Genomic DNA, 22205 nt, shown 5'->3' on the forward strand with positions numbered 1-22205 from the left:
CTAGGAAGGTGAGGAGTCAGCGTGGACGGCGTCGCCGTCGTCGTCCACCAGATCGTTCGCGTCCTTGATAACGGTCTGGTGGAGGGTGCGCCAGAACTCGTCTGCCTCGGGTGAACGCTGGACCTCGATGATCGAGTCCAGCCTGAGGGTGTCAGCCCAGTGCTGCACCAGATCATGATGGAATACGAACTCTTCCAGGGCATTCCGTTCGGGAAGCGCCAACCCTGCTGGTTGCTGTCCCTCGGGCAGCTGTTCGATTGCCGCTACGACGGACTCGAGCGTGCGCCTCACAGTTTCGGGACCGCGGGACTGCTCGGGGATCAGCCCTAGCTCTTTCGCTGAGGCAATTTCCGAACGGAGGTCGTGTGTGTAGGCCGCCCACGCCCGCGCATGGTCGGGGTGGACCGCCAGCGTGCCCAGCGTGCCAGCGGCCAGGGTCTTATCGAACACCATGTAGCCGCCGCGGCCATTGTGCTTGGCTGCGTACATGGCCTGATCCGCTTCCTGCAGCAGCAGCTCAGACGAAAGACCCGGCGAACTCAGAGCGATACCGATGCTCACGCTCATCTGCATCTCGACGCCGAGGAGGAAAACCGGTGAACTTACCGCTGCCATAACCCGCTCGGCCATCGCCGGCGCCTCTTCGGGAGGTGTGCCGGGCAGCAGCAGAGTAAACTCATCGCCGCCATGGCGTGCCGCGGTGTCGCCTGCCCTGATGCACGATTCGAGGCGGCGTGCCAGCTCGATCAGCAGTGTGTCCCCGGCTGCGTGCCCGTAGGAGTCATTGACCGGTTTGAAACCGTCAATATCAACGGTGAGCACCATCACTGGGGTGCCGGTGCGCTGGCTCATGATCAGTGCCTGGGAAAGTCGGTCATTCAGCAGGGTGCGGTTGGCCAGCCCGGTGAGAGGATCGTGGAGTGCCTGGCTGGCGAGCTGGGCCAGCAACATGGAGCCATCCCGCCGGGCCCGTTCATGGATGGTCCAGTGCACAATGCTGGTGGCGCACATCGCAAGAAACAGCGCGCTATGGATCAGTGACCAGGTGAGCGGATCATCATGCGCCGCGTCATGGTTGTAGACGGCGGTCGGCAAAGCGACTCCCATTATTGCGTGATGGCCCAAGACCAGAATGGAGGCTGTTGCCAATGGCGCCCAGTCCTCGTACAAAGCAACGACGGGAACGAGGATAAAGAACAGGAAATGGGCTTCGATGGTGCCACTGATGTTCACGACCATTGCCGCGACCAGCATCAGGGACGCCGAGCTGAGCGATGCGCTAAAACGCCTACTCAACGGGGCTTTCCAAGCCAGCAACGCTACTGCTGCGGGAGCGGCGCCCTGGACCAGCGCCATCCGCAGGGGTTCCTGTTGGAAAAGGGAAAAGAGAGCGACCAAGACCGACGATATTACCGCGAACAGCAGGATTAGCCGGTGGCGCAAATTCCAGGCCGGGTCGGGGAGGCGCGAACCACGCGGGAACGCACTGAGCGCAGACCTAACCCACCGAAGTACCACCAAGATGCTCCCGTACTTGTCAAAGGAGGCTCCCCGCGCCTCTCACCACGATCAGTGTGGCACCCTCACGTTAGCCGCATTCGTGCCGGTTTTCACCGACCTCAGCCGATCCAGCGCCAAAATTGCGTTGCTGGCCAGCTGCGCCGGGTGCCATAGCTAGTAATGCTAGCTGAGCGCCGTGCCGACCACCTTGGACAATGGGAACCAGGCCGCAACCAACGACCCCGCGATGACGACGGCGAAGAACAGTAACCAGACTGGCGAGGGGACACCGGTGCTGCGGTACAGCAGGTACGCGTCGGAGGACTGCAGTTCCCGACGGCGCCGTAGGTGTACCGAGATCACCTTGCCCAGATCCCGCACCGACCCGACCAGGAGCGCCAGCCCGAGGGCAATGACCACATGCCCGGTGAACGCTGCCGGGAGGGTCAGTACCAGCAACGCCGAGACGGCCACCGCTGACAGCAGGATGAGCAGGCCGCCGCCGTTACGGATCAACAGGAGCGCTGCGAGCAGGATCAACGCTCCCAGCGACAGGGCCGCGGGACCCCACCCGTTGAGGCCGGCCCAGGTCAGCGATGCTCCGAGCACTGCCGGTGTGGGGTATCCCCAGAACCCGGACCATGCGGCGCGCCACCCCGGGCGCCCGATCGTCGTCGTCGTGCCCGCATGGTCCATGGTCAGCGTGATGCCCTTGAGTACCCGGCCGGTCATCAGGGCAGCGAATGCGTGGCCGAGCTCATGCACCACGGTGGTGAACAGGCCGAAGTAACGCCAGGTGAACCGGGGGATCGACAGCGCCGCGGCGGCGAGCACCATGATCGCCAGCTCCACGGCGGTGACCTCCGGTGGCTCGGCCCGGGCGAACCCCTCCACGATCCGGTTCCACCACGTCTCAATCATGTCTCCACCCTACTGAACCCTCGGTGGCGGCCCCGACGTGAAAGACTGGGAGCATGTCATCGAGCACCCCACCAGATCAGGCCGCGTCGGACAACGACGGCGTCGAAGAACGAACCCATCTTGGCCTCCGGATAGACGATGCCTGGCACTCGGTCCAGACAAATGTCGCTATCAAGCGTGGACACGTCGAAACGATCATCCCGTACACCGGTTATGGGACCGGCAGCTGGATACGGGTTCTGGCCCGCGTGGTCCTGGCTGATCCCGAGGAGATGGCGCCGATCAGCGGCGGTGAGGTGCTGAAGACCATCAAGGAAGGCATCCGTGGGTGGCGCAATTTCACCAGCGCACCCGTTCGCTATGCGTCGGTCACCGTCGAGGTGGACGGAGAGAGCCACCAGGTGACTGCCGACCGTGGCGGAATCGTCGACGCACGGATCGATGCCCAGCTCTCTCCGGGCTGGCACACCATCACACTACGCTCGGCCGACAACATCCTGGTCGAGTCGCCGGTGCGGATCATTGAATCCGGCATCGACTTTGGCGTGGTCTCCGACATCGACGACACCGTCATGGTCACTGCGCTGCCCCGGCCGTTCCTCGCCGCGTGGAACACGTTCGTCCTCGACGAGCACGCACGGGCTGCCACCCCGGGGATGGCCGTGCTGTTGGAACGCATCACGCAGGAGTCCCCCGGGGCACCGGTGCTGTATCTGTCCACCGGGGCGTGGAACGTCGCTCCCGCGCTCACCCGTTTCCTGTCGCGAAACCTGTATCCCGCCGGGCCGAAACTGCTGACCGATTGGGGCCCCACCCGGGATCGCTGGTTCCGCAGCGGCCCCGAGCACAAGCGCAGCTCGCTGAAACGGCTCGCCGCCGAGTTCCCCGACATCAAGTGGCTGCTCATCGGCGACAATGGCCAGCATGACGAGGAAATCTACGCCGACTTCGCTGAGCAGTACCCGCAGAATGTTCGGGCTGTGGCGATTCGCCAGCTGACCATGGGTGAGGCAGTGCTGGCCGGTGGCCGCTCGAACGCCAAGCCGTCCTCGCCCACCCCGAACATTCCGTGGATCTACGCACCGGACGGCGCCGGAATGTCATCCCAGCTGGCGGACCTTGGAATTATTGATCATTCGTTTCAGGAGCCGGCAGAGTAATTCCGTCCTGATCCTGCGGGCCGGCGTCGGCGCGGATGGTCAGGAGGATGCGTCGAAGGGCCATGCCCAGCGAAGCGGTCGCGTCAATCCGCTCGTCAGGGGACACGTCCTTGAGGTGTTGCATCAGGTCCTCGACGGCGTTCTCGGCGTCGGTCAGGGACTCGGCGGTGGTGTCCCATTCTTCGACGGCGGTCCCGGTGAGCTTCACCGCGTAAGCGAGGGGCGGACCGAGCGGTTTGGGCAGGGGAGTGGATTCCGGGGTACGCCAGATGACGTCGGTGAGCAGTTCGGTCATGTCCTCGACGTAGAACGTAATACGCTCCATCGACTGCAGTGAGTGGAAATCGGCGGCCAGGTCCCGTTTGTGACGGTACTGGCGGATGTTCCCGTGCCGGCTGGAATCTGCCAGCTGCACTGCGGTGCGCACCTCCTTGCTAAAGGTGGTGAGCTTGTTTTGCCGATCGGCCCAGTCCTTGTGCTCCGGTGGCCATTGCTCTCGGAGGGCCTCGCCCATGTCCCGCAGCTGAAGTGCGAGTGCGGAGCGGAGACTGTCGAGTCCGGCAACCACCGCGTTCAGGTGCAGGGGCGGAATGATCAGCACATTCACGATCAGGCCGATTGTTACGCCCACCAGCATCTGCAACAGATACCCGAACGAATACCCGTCAGGATCGTCGCCGCCGAGCAGCAGGACAAACAGGGCAGCGACGGGGATCCAGTCCCGGCCCGCACCAATGTGGGGAAGCCCGGCGGTAAGTACCCCGAGTCCCACGACCAACGCCACCGACACCACCGAACGGTCGCCGAAAAATATCACTGGGAAGGCCAGGGCAAACCCGAGGGCCAGGCCCACCAGTGTCTGGAAGCCCTGTTTCGCTGAGCCCGCAATGGTCGGGTACATGCAGGCCACGGCGCCCAGGGGTGCGTAATACGGGTACTCGGAGGCGACGCCCGGCACCTGCAGGGCAACCAGCCAGGCAATGGAGGCGGCGAGGGCGGCCTTGAGCGCCAGCAGCAGCCGCTTGTGGCGGATCAGTCCTCCCACCCGGGTCAGCAGGCGGGCACCGGAAGGGTTGTTCAGCATGCTTGCTATTCTTCCAGCATTCTCTCTCCCACGGAATTCGCCGTCCTAATGTGTCCCCGGTTCTGATGTGCACGGGGTGTGTCCAGCTCGATTCAGTGCCCAGATTGACTTGCTGGTAGGCGCCGGGTACTTGATGCGGCGGGGTCGACGGCGTAGCGTAGCCCCCAAGTTACTTCAGTAACGGGTCAGCGACTCTCCCACGGAGAGTGTGGGTGCCCCCATGTGGGTCTGACATTTGTTCGCAGGAGTTCCATAGCAGCGCTGCCGCGCTACGCCTGGACTCGGATCTGCGTTCCTCCGGATTATTTCACCAGCCGAATGCCCTGATGGGTTGGCGGTGACCTAACGAAACAGGACACAAATGTCATATCCCCTTCCGCCGCCGCCCACCTACCCGGCCCTGTCCTACGAATTGTTCCCGCCGCGCACCACCAGCGCCGAAGAAGGACTGTGGCGGACCATCCGGGCGCTTGAAGATACCCGGCCGGACTTCGTATCAGTGACCTATGGTGCTTCCGGCTCCAACCGGGACACCGCCGTCGGGCTGCTGAAGCGTCTCCTGGACGAGACCACCCTGAAACCGCTCGCCCACCTCACCTGTGTGGGGAACTCCCGGGACTATCTGGTCCAGCTCGTGCACGAACTGATCTCCCGCGGAGTGCGCGGCATCCTCGCCCTTCGCGGCGACCGGCCACTTGACCGGTCGCTGCCCGAGGGCGATCTGCAGCACGCCAGCGAGCTGGTGGAATTGATCCGGCAGGCGGAACGGCAACTCACGGCACATCTGTGCGCCGGCCGGGTCGCCGTCGGCGTCGCCGCCTACTCCACGAAACACCCGGAATCACCGAGCACCGAACACGACATCGAAGTACTGCTGGCCAAACAGGCGGCAGGAGCCGACTTCGCCATCACTCAGGTCTATTTCGCACCGGAACAGTACAGCCAGCTCCTGCGTACGGCCCGCCGCGCCGGCGTGGACATTCCCATCATCCCGGGCGTCATCCCGTTCACCAGCGTCAGGCGGCTGGAGCGGCTCAGCGAACTCGCGGGACTGCAGCTCGACGCCCGGTTGAAGGATCGGCTGGTCAGCGCCGGTGACGACGCCGAACGACGGCGCATCGGCGTCCGCGCCACCGTGGACCTGGCGCACGCTGCGCTGAACGACGGCGCCCCGGGCATCCATATCTACACCTTCAACGAACACGCGGCAGCGCTGGACGTCCTCGACCGGCTTGAGTTGAGCCGCCCGCCGGCGTCGGGCCTGATCCAGACCGCCTGACCCACCATTACTTCCGAAGGGTGTACCACCATGCACAGTGAATTCCCGGCCGCAACGATCGTCGGCTACCCCCGTATCGGCCCCCGGCGCGAACTGAAGAAGGCCGTTGAATCCTATTGGGCGTCCAGAATCTCGGCGGCGGAGCTGGAAGCCACCGCCCGCCAGCTCCGCGAGGACGGTTACGCGCGGCTGGCCGGCCTCGGGCTTTCGGAGACCGCGTCGGCCATCCCAGCGTCCTTCTCCCTGTATGACCAGGTGCTCGATACCGCCGTCACCTTCGGGGCGGTGCCGGCCCGGTTCCAGGACCTGTACGACGACGGCGGTTCGCTGGGACTCGACGCCTACTTCACCCTCGCCCGCGGCGACGCCGGGCGGCCGCCCCTGGAAATGACCAAGTGGTTCGATACCAACTATCACTACCTGGTCCCCGAGATCGGGCCGGACACCCGGTTCACGATTGCCAACGACTGGACGCTGCGCAACGTCGTAGAGGGAGCCGACCTGGGGATCACGCTGCGGCCCACCCTCATCGGCCCGGTCACTTTCCTGCTGCTCAGCAAGGCCGCGGCAGAGGCGCCTGACGGCTTCTCCCCGCTGACCCGGCTCGACGACCTGCTGCCGCTCTACGCCGACCTCCTCGGCCGGCTGGCTGCTGTGGGAACGCGCTGGGTGCAACTGGAGGAGCCGGCGCTGGTGGCGGACCAAGTGATCCCCGAACACGAGGTGGCGGCTGCCGTGGAGCGGGCCTACCAGTACCTCGCCGGGACGGCCGAACGGCCCTCACTGCTCGTCACCACTGCGTACGGCTCACTGGGATCGCTGCTGCCGGTCCTGGCCGCCACCGGCATTGACGCGCTGCACCTGGACCTCTTCAAGGGCGATCTGCCCTCAGCCCAGGACCTGGCCGTCCTGGGTAGCACCACCCTCGTGGCCGGGGTGGTCGACGGCCACAACATCTGGAAAGCCGACCTCGCGACCGCGGCGGCCAAGCTGACCACCCTCGCTGATTCGGTCGACCGGCTTACGGTGGCGACCTCCACCTCGCTGCAACACGTCCCGCACGACGTCGACGACGAACCGGACCTGGCTCCCGACCTCCGGTCGTGGCTGGCCTTCGCGGACCAGAAGATCGCCGAGGTTCTCACCCTGTCCCGGCTGGTGGATGGGTCCCCGACCGGGTCGATCGACGGCGCCATCGCCGAGGCCACGGCGGTGCTGGCCTCCCGCGCGGCCGCCGTCGGCGTCAACCGGCACGAGGTGAGGGAGCGGCTCGGCGCACTCACGCCGTCGGACTTCACCCGCGGACCGTACCAGGAACGGGTCGCGGCGCAGGAGGAGGCCCTCCAGTTGCCCGTGCTTCCCACCACCACCATCGGATCGTTCCCACAGACCGTCGAGGTGCGGTCAGCGCGGGCCCGGTTCCACCGGGGAGACCTCACCACCGAGGAGTACACGGGCCTGATGCAGGAGGAGATTGCGCGGGTCATCGCACTGCAGGAGGACCTGGGGTTTGATGTCCTGGTGCACGGTGAGCCGGAACGCAACGACATGGTGCAGTACTTCGCCGAACACCTGGACGGCTTCGACGTCACGGTGAACGGATGGGTGCAGTCCTACGGGTCGAGATGTACCCGGCCGTCAATCCTGTGGGGCGATGTCAGCCGACCCGAACCGATCACCGTGCGGTGGGCCGAATACGCCCAGTCCCTGACCAGCAAGCCCGTGAAGGGGATGCTGACCGGTCCGGTCACCATCCTGGCCTGGTCCTTTGTCCGGGATGACCTGCCGCTGGGCGAGACGGCAAGCCAGGTGGCCCTCGCGCTCCGCGACGAGGTGAGCGATCTGCAGCGTGCCGGTATCCGGGTGATCCAGGTCGACGAACCGGCGCTCCGCGAGCTGCTGCCCCTCCGGGCGGCACAGCGGCCGCACTACCTGGCGTGGTCGGTCAACTCCTTCCGGCTGGCAACCTCCGGGGCGGCGCCGTCCACGCAGGTCCACACCCATCTCTGCTATTCCGAGTTCGGCGCCATCATCGAGGCGATCGACGGCCTCGATGCGGACGTCACCTCGATCGAGGCCGCCCGGTCGCGGATGGAAGTGGTCCACGACCTGCAGTCCCACGGTTTCGCGCGGGGGGTGGGGCCGGGGGTGTATGACATTCATTCGCCACGGGTCCCGGACGAGGATGAGGTTGCGGACCTCCTGGGGAAAGCGGTCCGGCACGTGCCAGCCCGGCAGCTCTGGGTGAATCCCGACTGCGGCCTGAAGACCAGGGGGTACACGGAAACCACCGAGTCATTGGGTAACCTGGTCAACGCCGCCGTTCGGGTGAGGCTGACACTCTAGCTGCGGACCGGCTCGATGCTCTGTGCCTTCAGGATGGCAGCGAGCTGGTCCATGAAGAGCCCCACCCTGGTGGTCTGCCGGTCACCGATCTGCAGGGCGAAGATACTGCGGGCCAGGCGGATCTCGGGGACATCCAGCGCCACCACGCCGGATGGGCCGTGGGTCATGGCGAGGTCGGGGACCAGCGCGGCGCCGAGCCCGGCGTCGGCCATCGCCAGACTGGCGTTGAAATCGTCGCAGTACGCCACCACCCGCGGGTGCAGGTTGCAGCTGGCGAACAGCCGTTCGATCACCGTGGCATCGGCAGTCCCGGGGTGGTGCATGATCCATGGCATGTCGGAAAGCTGGTCGGCGCTGACCGCTGCCCCGGGCTGGATGCCCCATGCAGCCGGGAGCACCACCCGGAAATTGTCATCCCCGATCCACTGGCGACTGACCGACGACGGCCAGGCGAGCCCACCCTGGCCCACCTGGAACACCAGGGCCAGGTCGAGTTCGCCGCCGGCCCGCAACCCCTGGATGGTCTGACCCGGTTCCGCGACGTACACCTTCAGGCTGATCCCCAACCGACGCCATTCAGGGGTGCCGAGCAGTCGCGGTAGTGCATAGGTGGCCAGACTCGGGAAAATCCCCAACCGTAGCTCCTGCGTGGGCTCTGCCTCGGCCCGCGCCGTCGAGGCCAGGAGGGCGTCGATGTCGGTGAGCACCTTCGCCGCATGACGTGACATGACCACTGCCGCCTCCGTCGGAATCGCGCTGCGCGCGGACCGCTCAAACAGGGTGGCCCCGGTGTCCCGCTCCAGAGCCGACATCTGCTGTGACACCGCCGACGCCGTATACCCGAGGCGGGACGCTGCAGCCGTGAACGAGCCCAGCCGGATGACCTCCAGAAGTGTGCGCAAATGCACGGGGTTGACCACTGGCACTCCTTTCCGCAGCGGAGGGCCATTCGCGATCCTCGGCCCTGGCTGGGGCACCAATCCGGGAATGAACCGTCTCCGAACAATAACCAAACTATATTTACAACAGGCGTTTTCCTTTTGGGAGGCCTGTGGTGAGGTGCCGGACGGTCGGATCGACCGGCTGGACGCCTTACGCAAACCTACGCGGAGGAGCGCAGATGACTGAGCAACAGCATGGCACGCCGGACCTTGACACGCCCGACGCCGGCTCCAGCGAGCCGGGCGTCCGCCGCCGGGTCGCCGTCGTCGGCAGCGGCGTGGCGGGGCTGACCGCCGCCTATGTGCTGAGCCGTCACCACTCGGTCACCCTCTACGAGGCCGACCGCCGCGCCGGTGGCCATGCCCATACCCACCAGATGCCGATGGCCGACGGTACTACGTCAGGTGTCGACACCGGGTTCATTGTCCACAACGACCGTACCTACCCGACGCTGTTACGGCTCTTTGACGAACTGGGCGTTCCCACCCAGGACTCCGACATGACCATGTCGGTCCGGTGCGATGGTTGCGGGCTCGAGTACGCCGGGGCCAAGGGCAGGCGCGGGGTATTCGGTCAGCCGGGAGTGTTGCGCCGCGGCAGGTACCTCAAAATGTTGCTCGAGGTTCTCCGTTTCCAGCGCAACGCCCGTGCACTCCTGGAGGCTACCGGCGCAGACGATGGAATGACCCTCGGTGAGTTCCTCGCCCGGGGACGGTTCAGCCAGTACTTCACCTCCCACTTCATGACCCCCGTAGTGTCCGCGGTGTGGTCCTGCGACCCGTCGACGGCGCTCGCCTATCCGGCGCGGTACCTGTTTTCCTTCATGTCGCACCACGGAATGCTCACCATCAAGGGGTCGCCGCAGTGGCGCACCGTGACGGGCGGGTCGGGAGAGTACGTGAGCCGGGTCCTCGATCACATCGAGGACGTGCGGCTCGGATCGCCCGTCGCCGGGGTGCGAAAGGCAGGGGACGGCGTCGTCGTCACCTCCAACGGCGAGACCGAAACCTATGATGCGGCTGTGATCGCGACTCACCCGCACCAGGCGCTCGCCATGCTGGGGGAGGCCGGCCCGCTCGAGAGGCAGGTGCTGGGCGATCTGCCGTACTCGACAAACCACACGCTCTTCCACACCGACGAATCGGTACTGCCGCGGACCGACGCCGTCCGGTCCTCGTGGAACTACCGGCTGCCGTCCTGCGAGGCGAGCCCCGACCGGGTCCTGGTCACCTACGACCTGACACGGCTGCAGCGGCTGGAGGGGCGCACCGCGCACCGGTTCCTCGTCAGTCTTGGTGAGCGCGACGAGATTGCCCCGGAGTCGGTACTGGAATCAATGACCTACGAGCACCCGCAGTACACGCCGTCGTCGCTCGCCGCGCAACGCCGCCTGGCCGATCTCAGCGACGAGCGGATCGCCTTCGCCGGCGCCTATCACGGGTGGGGTTTCCATGAGGACGGGGCCCTCTCCGGGCTCCGGGCGGCTGAACGTCTCGGCGGTTCCTGGGACGCCGAACCGCTCGAGGTTGCAGTGGTGGACGTTCCGTCATGAGCCCTGCTTCCTACCCCGCGGACCCAAGCCCGTCCGCCCTGTACCCGACGACGATCCGGCATGTGCGCCGGTCGCCGCTACACAATGAGTTCACCTACCGCAGCTACAGCTGGTTCGTGAACCTGGATGACCTCCCACAGCTCCCAAGGTGGCTGCGGCCGTTCGCGGTGTTCTCCGCCGCCGACCATCTGGGGGACCCGGAGCGCTCGATCCGGTCCAACGTCGCCACCTATCTGGCGACCCAGGGTATCGACGACGACGGCGGAACCGTCACCATGCTGACCAGCGGCCGGGTGCTCGGGCACGTGTTCAACCCCCTGAGCCTGTTCTGGTGCCACCGCACCGACGGGACACTGGCCGCGGTGATCGCCGAGGTGCACAACACCTACGGGGAGCGGCACTGCTACCTGCTGGATCCGGACCTGGTGGGCCGCGCTGTCACCGAGAAGGCGTTCTATGTGTCGCCGTTTAACGACGTCTCGGGCAGTTACGAGATGCGTGTCCCGGAACCGGCTGAACGGCTCACCATCGCAATTACCCTGCACCGGGATGGTCAATCCCCCTTTATCGCAACGATGGCGGGCCACCGCCTGCCAGCCACGACCGGCAACGTTGTCCGCATGATCACCGCCATCCCGGTTGCACCCCTGCGCGCGGCTGCGCAGATCAGGTGGCAGGGAGTTAAACTCTGGATGCGCCGGTTGCCCGTCCGCACCAGGCCACACCATGATTCGCAGGAGGCAGTTCGATGAGTACCCTTGTTCGTTCCGAGGAAGACGTAGATCCTCAGTACTGGCCCGGTATCGCCCTTGTTCCGTCGGGCCCCCGGAACAAGGTTGCCGCGGCGCTCGCTGAGAAGATCTTCACCGCAGCCGTGAACCGGTTGCAGTTGCGGGTCCTGTACGACGACGGGACGGTCCTGGGTGCACCCGGCGGGGGACCCCGCCCCGAGATGCGGATCCACCGCCCAGCTGATTTCTTCGCGCGGCTGGGCGACAACGGGCTGATCGGGCTGGGCGAGGCCTACATGGCGCAGGACTGGACGGCGTCGGACCTCACCGAAGTGATGCAGGTGTTCGCGGCGCAGGCCGCCCATCTGGTGCCGGTCCCGCTGCAGAAGCTGCGCGGGCTGTACCTGCCCAAACCGCCCCGCAAGGAGCGCAACACCAAGGTCAATACCCGGTCCAACATCTCCCGGCACTACGACCTGTCCAACGACCTGTTCAACCTGTTCCTGGACGACACCATGTCCTACTCCAGCGCCCTGTTCGACGCCAATGGGCCACAACTGCTGGATGCGCGGTGGGACGACCTTCCGGAAGCCCAGCAGCGCAAGGTTGACCGGCTGCTGGACCAGGCCGACGTCGGCGAGGGAACCAGGGTGCTGGAGATCGGCACGGGCTGGGGCGAGCTGGCCATCCGTGCCGCCCGCCGCGGGGCCACAGTGGTCTCGGTGACCCTGTCGAGCGAGCAGAAGGAACTGGCTGAGCAGCGCGTTGCAGAGGCAGGGTTGTCCCACCTGGTCACCATCGAGCTGAAGGATTACCGCGCCGTCGAGGGCCAGTACGACGCGATTGTGTCGGTGGAAATGATCGAGGCGGTGGGCTACGAGTACTGGGGCGTGTACTTCCAGACCATCGACCGGCTGCTCGCTCCTGACGGCCGGGTAGCCATTCAGGCGATCACCATGCCGCACGAGCGAATGATGGTGACCCGCCGGTCGTACACCTGGATCCACAAGTACATTTTCCCGGGCGGCTTCATCCCCTCGGTCCGGGCGATCGAGGACATCACCGACCGCTATACGAGCCTGAGGGTGCGTGAGCGGCTTTCAATGGGCGACCACTACGCGCAAACCCTCAGGCTGTGGGAGGAACGTTTCCTTGCGCACGCCGACGACGTCGCGGCCCTCGGCTTCGACGACGTCTTCCAGCGGATGTGGCGCTTCTACCTGTGCTACTCGCGGGCCGGCTTCCAGTCCGGCTACCTCGACGTGCAACAGCTCATCTTCGACCGCCGGCCGTAACCATCAGGAGCATTCCCTTGACTCAGTCCGAAACCACACGACAGACCGCCAGCATCGATCAGGACATCGCCGGCAGGATCGCGCGGATCCTCGACCCGATAGTGGGCGGCGAACTGCCGGTGCATCTCCGCGCCTGGGACGGCAGCACGGCCGGACCAATTGGTCAGCCCGAAGTCCAGATCAACAGCGCCAATGCGTTGCGCCGGCTGTTGTGGAGCCCGGGGGAGTTGGGTGCCGCGCAGGCGTATGTGACCGGGGAGGTCGATGTGCCCGGGTCGCTTGACGACGCCCTCACCCATCTCTGGAATGTGGTGGCGTCACGGGATCTCACCATGCCGAAGCTGACCCCGTCGCTGGTGCTGCAGCTGACGAAGCTGGCCCGCGAACTGGGAGTCTTCGGACCTCCGCTGCCGGCGCCGGCGTCGCAGGCGAAGATCAAGGGCAGGCTGCACAGCCTGCTGCGCGACCGGGAGGCCATCAGCCACCACTACGATCTGTCCAACAGTTTCTACGAGCTGATCCTCGACGACCACATGGCCTACTCCTGCGGCTACTGGCTGTCCGACGATCCTGACTACACGCTCGAGGATGCCCAGCGGGACAAGCTGGATCAGGTCTGCCGCAAAATCGGTCTCGACACGATGCCCGGGCAGCGCTTCCTCGACGTCGGCTGCGGCTGGGGCTCGCTGAGCCTGTTCGCTGCCGAACATTTTGGGGCGAAGGTCACCGGGGTCACCATCTCCAAAGAGCAGAAGGCGTTTATCGATCAGCGGATTGCCGAGCGCGGGCTGCAGGACCGGGTGGAAATCCGGCTCCAGGACTACCGCGAGGTCAGCGACGGACCCTACGACGCGGTGGCGTCCCTCGAAATGGGGGAACACGTCGGCGAGGAGAACTACGGAACCTACACCTCAACGCTGTTCCGCAATGTGCGGCCCGGCGGTAAGGTGCTGATCCAGCAAATGTCACGGCACGGCAAGAACCCTGGTGGTGGCCCGTTCATCGAGTCCTTCATTGCGCCCGACATGCACATGCGGTCGGTGGGGGACACTATCAACCTGATCGAGAACGCCGGGTTCGAGATCCGCGGCGTTGAAGCCATGCGGGAGCACTATGTCCACACCATCGATGCCTGGCACGACCGGTTCGAGGCGAACTGGGATCAGGCAGTCGAAATGATGGGCGAGGAAGTTGCCCGTGTCTGGCGGCTCTACCTGGTGGGTGCGTCGATGACCTTCCGCGACGGTCGCATGGGTGTGGACCAGATCCTGTCGCAGAAGCCACTGGGGTAGTTAACTTCCGGCGCATAGACGACACGCCGACAAACCACGACACAGAAGTATTTTGCCTGTGCGCAAGTACTCCACAGGGGTGTGGATGACGGCCATGGATCAGCGGGTTTCCGCGCATTTCGGAGAGCTCCGATTGTGGATTATCTGTGGACGAACCAGCCGATGAATGACATACTTGTAATACATCATCTTGGGGTCGCACCCAGAGGTTTGCACTAGATGTAGTATTTAGATATCGAACCGCTGGCATGGCGGGCACAAGCGACACACCCCGGAGGACCTCCGGAAAGTCCCTCGTTCACAGCCCGCCAGTTCCTGAATACGCGTCGATGACAAGCCAAGAATTACAAGGGGAGAGGGACTATGACCGTCACGGTTTATACCAAGCCAGCATGCGTACAGTGCAACGCCACGTACCGGGCCTTGGACAAGAAGGGCATCACCTACCAGAGCGTGGATATCTCGCAGGATCCAGCAGCTCTGGAGCGTGTCCGCGCACTGGGCTACATGCAGGCTCCGGTAGTCATCACCGAGCAGGATCACTGGTCGGGTTTCCGCCCGGACAAGATCAACGAACTGGCTGAGCTTGGCCACGCCTCGGTCAGCTCGGTCGCCTGATTCGACAGGATGCGGGTCCTTCATCATGACCCTCACAGCAGTGCACACGTCACCCACCGCAGCGGCTCACAGTGAGCCGGGCGGGGTGACCGATGCCCGGCTCATCTACTTCTCCTCGTCCTCGGATAACACGCACCGGTTCGTCCAGAAACTTGATGAGGCCACGGGGACAGCGTCGGCGCGGATGCCGCTGCTGACCCGGGAACCAACACTTAGAGCACAGCAGCCGTTTGTCCTGGTCCTGCCGACGTATGGCGGGATTTCCGGACGGGGCGCCGTACCCAAGCAGGTAATCAAGTTCCTCAACGACGAGGGAAATCGATCCTTGATCCGCGGCGTGATTGGCGCAGGAAACACCAACTTCGGGGAAACCTACTGCCTGGCGGCGGACATTATTGCGGCCAAGTGCGGGATCCCCGTTCTGTACAGATTTGAATTAATGGGAACGTCCGAGGACGTTGACCGAGTAGCCCAAGGATTGGAAGCGTTTTGGATATGACTGTTGCAGAGACAGAGACAAAGGGAGCAGGCGGCGCCCCCGCACCTGCGCTAGAGCGTTTTCATGGCATGGGCTATCACGAGCTCAACGCCATGTTGAACCTCTACGGCCCCAACGGAGAGATCCAATTCGAGGCCGACCGCGAGGCTGCACACCAGTACTTCCTGCAGCACGTCAACAACAACACCGTCTTCTTCCATGACCTCGAGGAGAAGCTCGACTACCTCGTGAAGAACGAGTACTACGAGAGGGAAACCCTCGATCAGTACTCAATGAACTTCATCCGCGACCTTTACAAGCGCGCCTACAACAAGAAGTTCCGGTTCGAGACCTTCCTCGGCGCCTTCAAGTTCTACACCTCGTACACGCTGAAGACGTTCGACGGCAAGCGTTTCCTGGAGCGCTATGAGGATCGCGTCTGCATGGTGGCGCTCCACCTGGCCCGCGGCGACCAGCAGTTGGCACTCCAGATGGTCGACGAGATCATCGAGGGACGCTTCCAGCCGGCCACCCCCACTTTCCTCAACGCCGGCAAGCGCCAGCGTGGCGAACTGGTTTCCTGCTTCCTGCTCCGCATCGAAGACAACATGGAGTCAATTGGCCGGTCCATCAACTCTGCGCTGCAGTTGTCCAAGCGTGGCGGCGGTGTGGCGTTCGCGCTGACCAACATCCGCGAGGTCGGTGCGCCGATCAAGCAGATCGAGAACCAGTCCTCCGGCGTCATCCCCGTGATGAAGCTTCTTGAGGACAGCTTCTCCTACGCGAACCAGCTCGGTGCCCGCCAGGGTGCCGGTGCCGTGTACCTGCACGCTCACCACCCGGACATCTACCGCTTCCTCGACACCAAGCGGGAGAACGCAGACGAAAAGATCCGGATCAAGACCCTCTCGCTCGGCGTCGTCATCCCTGACATCACCTTCGAGCTGGCCAAGAAGGATGAGGACATGTACCTGTTCTCGCCCTACGACGTCGAAAAGGTCTACGGGATGCCGTTCTCCGACGTCTCGGTCACCGAGAAGTACTACGAGATGGTTGACGACGCGCGGATCAAGAAGACCAAGATCAAGGCTCGCGACTTCTTCCAGACCCTGGCGGAAATCCAGTTCGAGTCCGGCTACCCGTACATCATGTTCGAGGACACGGTGAACCGGGCCAACCCGATCGACGGCAAGATCATCATGAGTAACCTGTGCTCCGAGATCCTTCAGGTTTCGCAGCCCACCACGTACCACGATGACCTGTCCTACGACGAGACCGGCAAGGACATCTCCTGCAACCTGGGTTCGCTGAACATCGCGAAGACCATGGATTCGCCGGACTTCGGTCTGACCATCGAAACGGCCATCCGGTCGCTGTCGGCTGTGTCCGACATGTCCAACATCACCTCAGTTCCGTCGATCGCTCGTGGCAACGACCAGAGCCACGCAATCGGCCTGGGCCAAATGAATCTGCACGGTTACCTGGCTCGGGAACGGGTGCATTACGGCTCCGAAGAGGGTCTGGACTTCACCAACATCTACTTCTACTCAGTGGTTTACCACGCGGTGCGGGCGTCCAACCTGCTGGCCATCCAGACGGGCACCACGTTTGGCGGCTTCGAGAAGTCGAAGTACGCCACGGGCGAGTTCTTCGACAAGTACACCGACCAGGCCTGGGTTCCCCAGACAGAGAAGGTTGCTGAGCTGTTCAAGCACATCCACATTCCTACCCAGGAAGACTGGAGCGCGCTGAAGGCTTCGGTCATGGAGCACGGCATTTACAACCAGAACCTGCAGGCTGTGCCGCCAACCGGTTCGATCAGCTACATCAACAACTCCACCTCGTCGATCCACCCTGTGGCCTCGAAGATCGAAATCCGGAAGGAAGGCAAGCTGGGCCGCGTGTACTACCCGGCTCCTTACCTGACGAACGACAACCTCGAGTACTACGAGGATGCATACGAGCTGGGTTTCGAAAAGATCATCGACACCTATGCTGCCGCCACGCAGCACGTGGATCAGGGTCTGTCGTTGACGTTGTTCTTCAAGGACACCGCCACCACTCGTGACATCAACAAGGCGCAGATCTACGCCTGGCGCAAGGGCATCAAGACCATCTACTACATCCGTCTCCGCCAGCTTGCGCTGGAAGGGACCGAGGTAGACGGTTGCGTTAGCTGCATGCTGTAACCAGCTGCTTCCGAACAGCAGTACGACGGCGGGTCATCGCCCGTCGTCGTACGCTTTAACTAAGAACCAACCCACCATTGAGGGGATGACATGACCGAGAAGGTCAAGCTGCTTAGCCACGTTGAGGCAATCAACTGGAACCGCATCCAGGACGACAAGGACGTGGATGTCTGGAACCGTCTGGTCAACAACTTCTGGCTGCCTGAGAAGGTGCCGCTGTCGAACGACGTCCAGTCGTGGGCGACGCTGACTCCTGACGAGCAGCAGCTCACCATGCGGGTGTTTACCGGTCTGACCCTGCTGGACACCATCCAGGGCACCGTTGGCGCTGTCAGCCTGATCCCTGATGCGATCACCCCTCACGAAGAGGCCGTCTACACGAACATTGCGTTCATGGAGTCGGTGCACGCCAAGAGCTATTCGTCGATCTTCTCCACGTTGGCTTCCACCAAGGAAATCGACGAGGCGTTCCGTTGGTCGACTGAGAATGAGAATCTGCAGCGCAAGGCTGAGATTGTCATGAACTACTACCGTGGTGACGATCCCCTGAAGCGGAAGGTGGCGTCGACGCTGCTGGAGAGCTTCCTGTTCTACTCAGGGTTCTACCTGCCGATGTACTGGTCTTCACGTGCAAAGCTGACCAACACGGCTGACCTGATCCGTCTGATCATCCGCGATGAAGCTGTCCATGGTTACTACATCGGCTACAAGTTCCAGAAGGGTCTTGAGAAAGAGTCGGCTGAGCGGAAGCAGGAGATCAAGGACTACACGTTCGAGCTCTTGTTCGAGCTGTACGAGAACGAGGTTCAGTACACCCACGATCTCTATGACTCCGTTGGTCTGGCTGAGGACGTCAAGAAGTTCCTGCACTACAACGCCAACAAGGCGCTGATGAACCTGGGCTACGAAGCCATGTTCCCGGCGTCGGTGACCGATGTGAATCCTGCGATTCTGTCGGCGCTGTCACCTAATGCGGACGAGAATCACGATTTCTTCTCGGGATCGGGTTCGTCTTACGTCATCGGTAAGGCTGTCAACACTGAGGACGACGACTGGGACTTCTAGTCTCTCTTCTCTCTCATCTCACCTCACTCACTTACTAGTAAGGCGGACAATCTCATCGGCGTCGGCGTCGGCGTCGGCGTCGGCTTCCTCCTCAGGCAGGTAGGGAAGCGCGACGTCGACGCCTTCGCGGGCGAATGCGATCGCCACTGCCGCGCCGATCCCTGAATCCGCTCCCGTGATGAGAGTCTTCCGGACCTCCAGCCGTCCGGTGCCACGGTATGACTATGGGAGCTTGAGTGGAGGCCACTTCCGCAGCCTGACTTGAGCCCACCACCCTTCCCAATCCGACTCGCCAGTGGACTAATCGCAGTTTCACTTGAGCCCACCCCACCGTTGAATTCATCAGAGTGTGTTTCTGATGGTGGAAGGCAGCGATGGAGTCGAAGGTGGAGTTATTCGAGCAGATTCGCAGGGACACCCGGGTCAACAATGACTCGATACGGTCCTTGGCCAGGAAGTATCGAGTCGCGCGGAGGACTGTGCGTCAGGCCTTGGCATCGGCGGAACCTCCACGACGAAAGACACCGGTCAGGAACGCTCCTAGGCTTGACCGGTTCAAGGTGGTCAGTGACGGGATGCTGCGGGAGGATCTGACTGCACCGCGGAAGCAACGTCATACCGCTCAGCGCATCCATGATCGGTTGGTGGATGAGCATGGCGTAGATCGGTCGTATTCGACAGTCCGTCACTGTGTGAAGAACCGGCGGCCCGAGCTCGAGCACGAGGGTGGGTAGTCCACTGCGGATGTGTTCATCCCCCAGGAGCGCGCACCCGGCGCGGAGGCCGAGGTCGACTTCGGTGAGGTCCGGGTTGAACTGGCTGGGGTCCGCACGAAGTGCTATATCTTCGCATTCCGCCTGTCCTTTTCCGGCAAAGCCGTGCACCGCGTCTATCCGACTCAGGGGCAGGAGGCGTTCATCGAAGGCCATCTTGAGGCGTTTACCACGATAGGCGGCGTCCCCACCGGTCATATCCGGTACGACAATCTGACGGCTGCCGTGAAGCAGGTCCTCGGGACGTCCCGTGACCGCGTGGAGAACGATCGGTGGGTCCTCTTCCAGTCCCATTGCGGGTTCGACGCGTTCTACTGCCAGCCAGGAATCAAGGGTGCGCACGAGAAGGGCGGTATTGAGGGTGAGGTTGGTAGGTTCCGCAGGAACCGGCTCACGCCCGTGCCGGTGGTGGAGTCCTTGGCGGAGCTTAACGCGGGCATCATCGTCTGGGACGAGGAGGACGAAAGACATAGGATCAGCGGGAAACTAACTACGATAGGGACTGGCTTCGCGCACGAACGAACCCTTCTGAACCCGTTACCGACCGAGGCCTTCGACCCCGGCGTGGTCCTCGTGCCGAGGGTGGACCGGTCATCGCTGATCCGGGTTCGAATTATCAAGTACTCGGTTCCGGTCCGGTTCATCGGACAGACCGTCCGCGTGTCCCTGCAAACATCAGAGGTCCTGGTCTTTGATGGACGGACTTTGATTGCAAGGCATGCCCGGGTCGTTGCCCGGCATGGCAGCTGCGTCGACCTCGATCACTACCTCGAGGCCTCCACCACAAACCCGGCGCGTTTCCCGGCTCGACGGCCCTCGCCCAGGCACGCGCCTCAGGATCATTCACCTCCGCGCATGACGCGTTCTGGGCAGCCGCCCGCCGCGCGGACGGAGATGCCCAAGCGACTCGGGAGCTGATCAACGTGCTCCTGCTGCACCGGTCGATGACCACCAAGGATGTTGTGAGCGGGATAAAAGCAGCCCTGACGGTCGGGGCTGTCACCGCTGATGTAGTCGCTGTCGAAGCACGCCGAGTCGCCACCGATCGAATCACCGCCGAACGCCTCCAACCTGCAGCCGCGGTGGTGGAACCCGGAACTTCTGACCGTCATCGCCTTAATGAACTCGGTTTGGAGGGCACCGTCGCGGTACGTCCTTCCGCGCGTGAACGGCAGGTCATCAGTCTCACGCAACGCAGACTGGCCGATCCTGCAGCGGTGATTGCCGTTCTGCCACCAGACACCCGTCCGTTGCCGTCCGTCGCGGGCTACCACGAGCTCCTCACCCGACGAACTCCTAACCCAACCTCTGACCAGAGCGCCGACGGCGTGGACTGACCGAGGAAGCAGCAACCGCGGCTGTCGATCAATCCTGCCGCCGGATGCGCCTGCCATCCATCCGCGCCGTCCTGGGCGAAGCACTCACGGTCGCGGGTAAGGAACTGCTCTCCTATCAGGGGTTCCTTGCTGAGCTGCTTCTGGCCGAGTGCGACGACCGGGACCGCCGCTCATCAGTACGACAGGTCAAATCAGCGAACTTTCCCCGCGACAAATGGTTGGGAGACTTCGACTACGACGCGAACCCCAACATCAACCAGGCCACTATCAACACTCTCGCGACCGGCGACTGGATCCGCAAAGGACAACCCCTTTGCCTCATCGGGGACTCCGGCACCGGGAAGTCTCACCTGCTGAGCGGCTTAGGGACTGCAGCCGACGAGAAGGGGTACCGCGTCAAATACACGCTCGCCACCCGGCTCGTGAACGAACTCGTCGAAGCCGAAGATGACAAGGTCCTCGCCCGGACTATAGCCCGCTACGGCCGGGTTGACCTGCTCTGCATCGATGAGCTCGGCTATATGGAACTCGACAAACGCGGCGCTGAATTACTCTTCCAGGTCCTCACCGAGCGCGAAGAGAAAGCCTCCGTCGCGATCGCCACCAACGAGTCCTTTTCCGGATGGACCAGAACCTTCACCGACCCCCGCCTCTGCGCCGCGATCGTTGACAGGCTCACCTTCAAAGGAACCATCATCGAGACAGGAACCGACTCCTACCGCCTCGCGCAAACCCGGAACCAGCACCTCGCCCATGACTAAGCAGGAGTTTAGGTCGGGGTTTCACCCTTCCCGCCGGCCAGTCCTAAGAGTACGAACGCTGCAGAAACGATGAGACGAGTACGCTCAGATCCCCAGGAAGGGAAGCTGTCGGATCACTATTCGTGATGAACGTATTGAGATCCTGCTGAAACGCCCGCTGGTTCGTAATCCCCTGAGGTAACCGCAGGAACCACGCGTACCCCCGAGGGCGGGGCGGGATTCCTGCGGCACCAAGATACTCATCGATAGTGCGGTCGACAACTTCCTGATCATCAGCACGAAACCGTGAACCATCGCGAACCTGCCTCAACACGTTGCCCGCTCCTGCTCGCGCAGAAATAAGCGCATCCCACGTCGAGTCCTCAAGCTCCACCCAACCCGCAGGCGGCACCGAGACCCGTACAGATTCCCAATCAAACGTAGACATGATCCTCCTTATGACCGGACTAATACGGGAAGCAGCAGTTACCGGATCAGCATCAAAAGGGAGCGAAGCTACAACTCTGCCCCTTAGGCGCCTGAGAGTGAGTGTCTCACTTAGCTGGCCCTGACGACCGGTGATCAGCGGTGGGGTGGGCTCAAGTGAAACTGCGGTTAGTCCACTATCAAGTCGGATTGGGAAGGGTAGTGGGCTCAAGTCAGGCTGCGGAAGTGGTCTCCACTCGCGTTGACATTCTCACACGGTACGACTCTTCACCCCGGCCGCTCCGCGGCTCAAGGTCGCGGTCCAGAGCGGGTTCCGGCTCGTCCTGCTTGGGTGGCGAGATCTCCGGGAAACTTGTCACGGGGTTCTGAAATGTGTACTGATCACTCATGCGTTCCTCCAGATACCTGGAAGTTTTGGTAGCACCCTTGAGGGCCTCCTACAGGACAGATACGCTC

General features: G+C 63.2%; 17 protein-coding genes and 3 pseudogenes. 13 read left to right on the forward strand and 7 right to left on the reverse strand.

All coding sequences use genetic code 11. The features are described from left to right. Positions 1–1356, reverse strand: coding sequence for a diguanylate cyclase domain-containing protein (locus tag IWX64_RS08370; RefSeq protein ID WP_196866673.1), 1356 nt, complete (start codon positions 1354–1356; stop codon positions 1–3). Between the two features lie 327 nt (positions 1357–1683). Continuing rightward, on the reverse strand, positions 1684–2421 hold the full coding sequence (locus IWX64_RS08375) for a M50 family metallopeptidase (protein ID WP_196866674.1): 738 nt from the start codon (positions 2419–2421) through the stop codon (positions 1684–1686). A 53-nt stretch (positions 2422–2474) separates the two neighbouring features. Here IWX64_RS08375 and IWX64_RS08380 point away from each other — a divergent pair, with 53 nt between their 5' ends. Then, positions 2475–3581: an App1 family protein gene (locus tag IWX64_RS08380; RefSeq protein ID WP_196866675.1), complete on the forward strand. Its 1107-nt coding sequence runs from the start codon at positions 2475–2477 to the stop codon at positions 3579–3581. Here the strand turns inward: IWX64_RS08380 and IWX64_RS08385 are convergent. Next, positions 3547–4665 carry an FUSC family protein gene (locus IWX64_RS08385; protein ID WP_196866676.1) on the reverse strand — a complete coding sequence of 373 codons (1119 nt, stop codon included), beginning with the start codon at positions 4663–4665 and terminating at the stop codon, positions 3547–3549. The genes IWX64_RS08380 and IWX64_RS08385 overlap by 35 nt on opposite strands. Before the next feature lie 361 nt (positions 4666–5026). Here IWX64_RS08385 and IWX64_RS08390 point away from each other — a divergent pair, with 361 nt between their 5' ends. Both IWX64_RS08390 and metE read left to right on the forward strand, forming a co-directional pair. Next, a complete protein-coding gene (locus tag IWX64_RS08390; protein WP_196866677.1) occupies positions 5027–5944 on the forward strand; it encodes a methylenetetrahydrofolate reductase in 918 nt (305 codons plus the stop codon). Positions 5945–5974: 30 nt separating this feature from the next. Further along, entirely contained in the window at positions 5975–8290 is a 2316-nt protein-coding gene (metE, locus tag IWX64_RS08395) for a 5-methyltetrahydropteroyltriglutamate--homocysteine S-methyltransferase (protein WP_196866678.1), read from the forward strand. Here the strand turns inward: metE and IWX64_RS08400 are convergent. Further along, a complete protein-coding gene (locus IWX64_RS08400; protein ID WP_196866679.1) occupies positions 8287–9210 on the reverse strand; it encodes a LysR family transcriptional regulator in 924 nt (307 codons plus the stop codon). The genes metE and IWX64_RS08400 overlap by 4 nt on opposite strands. Before the next feature lie 200 nt (positions 9211–9410). Here IWX64_RS08400 and IWX64_RS08405 point away from each other — a divergent pair, with 200 nt between their 5' ends. The 8 genes from IWX64_RS08405 (at position 9411) to nrdF (ending at position 18452) form a co-directional block, all read left to right on the forward strand. Then, positions 9411–10784, forward strand: coding sequence for an NAD(P)/FAD-dependent oxidoreductase (locus IWX64_RS08405; protein WP_196866680.1), 1374 nt, complete (start codon positions 9411–9413; stop codon positions 10782–10784). Beyond that, the gene (locus IWX64_RS08410) at positions 10781–11536 is read left to right on the forward strand and encodes a DUF1365 domain-containing protein (protein ID WP_196866681.1); all 756 of its coding nucleotides are present in this window, start codon (positions 10781–10783) and stop codon (positions 11534–11536) included. The genes IWX64_RS08405 and IWX64_RS08410 overlap by 4 nt, the downstream gene beginning before the upstream one ends. Next, the gene (locus tag IWX64_RS08415) at positions 11533–12810 is read left to right on the forward strand and encodes an SAM-dependent methyltransferase (RefSeq protein WP_196866682.1); all 1278 of its coding nucleotides are present in this window, start codon (positions 11533–11535) and stop codon (positions 12808–12810) included. Before IWX64_RS08410 ends, IWX64_RS08415 begins: the two co-directional genes overlap by 4 nt. 17 nt (positions 12811–12827) lie before the next feature. Then, the gene (locus tag IWX64_RS08420; RefSeq protein WP_334683217.1) at positions 12828–14102 is read left to right on the forward strand and encodes a cyclopropane-fatty-acyl-phospholipid synthase family protein; all 1275 of its coding nucleotides are present in this window, start codon (positions 12828–12830) and stop codon (positions 14100–14102) included. A gap of 363 nt (positions 14103–14465) precedes the next feature. Then, positions 14466–14720 carry a glutaredoxin-like protein NrdH gene (gene nrdH / locus IWX64_RS08425; RefSeq protein WP_196866683.1) on the forward strand — a complete coding sequence of 85 codons (255 nt, stop codon included), beginning with the start codon at positions 14466–14468 and terminating at the stop codon, positions 14718–14720. 25 nt (positions 14721–14745) lie between these two features. Next, complete coding sequence (gene nrdI / locus IWX64_RS08430; RefSeq protein ID WP_196866684.1) at positions 14746–15219, forward strand: class Ib ribonucleoside-diphosphate reductase assembly flavoprotein NrdI; 474 nt, start codon at positions 14746–14748, stop codon at positions 15217–15219. Between the two features lie 68 nt (positions 15220–15287). Further along, a complete protein-coding gene (gene nrdE, locus IWX64_RS08435; RefSeq protein WP_196866685.1) occupies positions 15288–17387 on the forward strand; it encodes a class 1b ribonucleoside-diphosphate reductase subunit alpha in 2100 nt (699 codons plus the stop codon). 90 nt (positions 17388–17477) lie between these two features. Continuing rightward, positions 17478–18452: a class 1b ribonucleoside-diphosphate reductase subunit beta gene (nrdF, locus tag IWX64_RS08440; RefSeq protein WP_019482488.1), complete on the forward strand. Its 975-nt coding sequence runs from the start codon at positions 17478–17480 to the stop codon at positions 18450–18452. A gap of 69 nt (positions 18453–18521) precedes the next feature. Here nrdF and IWX64_RS08445 read toward each other — a convergent pair. Next, positions 18522–18674 (reverse strand): annotated as a pseudogene (locus tag IWX64_RS08445) (NAD(P)-dependent dehydrogenase); the annotation flags it as partial. A 152-nt stretch (positions 18675–18826) separates the two neighbouring features. Here IWX64_RS08445 and istA point away from each other — a divergent pair. Both istA and istB read left to right on the forward strand, forming a co-directional pair. Beyond that, a pseudogene (istA, locus tag IWX64_RS08450) lies at positions 18827–20562 on the forward strand (IS21 family transposase). Next, positions 20559–21323 (forward strand): IS21-like element helper ATPase IstB, encoded by a 765-nt coding sequence (gene istB, locus IWX64_RS08455; protein ID WP_196866700.1) that lies wholly within the window; start codon positions 20559–20561, stop codon positions 21321–21323. Before istA ends, istB begins: the two are co-directional and overlap by 4 nt. A 43-nt stretch (positions 21324–21366) precedes the next feature. Here istB and IWX64_RS17280 read toward each other — a convergent pair whose 3' ends face one another. Beyond that, positions 21367–21750 carry a DUF5956 family protein gene (locus IWX64_RS17280; protein WP_442859043.1) on the reverse strand — a complete coding sequence of 128 codons (384 nt, stop codon included), beginning with the start codon at positions 21748–21750 and terminating at the stop codon, positions 21367–21369. A 253-nt stretch (positions 21751–22003) separates the two neighbouring features. Continuing rightward, a pseudogene (locus IWX64_RS17285) lies at positions 22004–22138 on the reverse strand (NAD(P)-dependent dehydrogenase); the annotation flags it as partial. Between the last annotated feature and the right edge of the window lie 67 nt (positions 22139–22205).

The sequence above is a fragment of the Arthrobacter sp. CAN_A212 genome, assembly GCF_015752345.1.
Lineage (GTDB): Bacteria > Actinomycetota > Actinomycetes > Actinomycetales > Micrococcaceae > Arthrobacter_D.

Bases quoted from the DNA above. Each gene is read 5' to 3' on its own strand.
- IWX64_RS08370 (WP_196866673.1), bottom strand. From the start codon at position 1,356: ATGGCGCTGGTCCAGGGCGCCGCTCCCGCAGCAGTAGCGTTGCTGGCT.
- IWX64_RS08375 (WP_196866674.1), bottom strand. From the start codon at position 2,421: ATGATTGAGACGTGGTGGAACCGGATCGTGGAGGGGTTCGCCCGGGCC.
- IWX64_RS08380 (WP_196866675.1), top strand. From the start codon at position 2,475: ATGTCATCGAGCACCCCACCAGATCAGGCCGCGTCGGACAACGACGGC.
- IWX64_RS08385 (WP_196866676.1), bottom strand. From the start codon at position 4,665: ATGCTGAACAACCCTTCCGGTGCCCGCCTGCTGACCCGGGTGGGAGGA.
- IWX64_RS08390 (WP_196866677.1), top strand. From the start codon at position 5,027: ATGTCATATCCCCTTCCGCCGCCGCCCACCTACCCGGCCCTGTCCTAC.
- metE (WP_196866678.1), top strand. From the start codon at position 5,975: ATGCACAGTGAATTCCCGGCCGCAACGATCGTCGGCTACCCCCGTATC.
- IWX64_RS08405 (WP_196866680.1), top strand. From the start codon at position 9,411: ATGACTGAGCAACAGCATGGCACGCCGGACCTTGACACGCCCGACGCC.
- IWX64_RS08410 (WP_196866681.1), top strand. From the start codon at position 10,781: ATGAGCCCTGCTTCCTACCCCGCGGACCCAAGCCCGTCCGCCCTGTAC.
- IWX64_RS08415 (WP_196866682.1), top strand. From the start codon at position 11,533: ATGAGTACCCTTGTTCGTTCCGAGGAAGACGTAGATCCTCAGTACTGG.
- nrdH (WP_196866683.1), top strand. From the start codon at position 14,466: ATGACCGTCACGGTTTATACCAAGCCAGCATGCGTACAGTGCAACGCC.
- nrdI (WP_196866684.1), top strand. From the start codon at position 14,746: ATGACCCTCACAGCAGTGCACACGTCACCCACCGCAGCGGCTCACAGT.
- nrdE (WP_196866685.1), top strand. From the start codon at position 15,288: ATGGGCTATCACGAGCTCAACGCCATGTTGAACCTCTACGGCCCCAAC.
- nrdF (WP_019482488.1), top strand. From the start codon at position 17,478: ATGACCGAGAAGGTCAAGCTGCTTAGCCACGTTGAGGCAATCAACTGG.
- IWX64_RS17280 (WP_442859043.1), bottom strand. From the start codon at position 21,750: ATGTCTACGTTTGATTGGGAATCTGTACGGGTCTCGGTGCCGCCTGCG.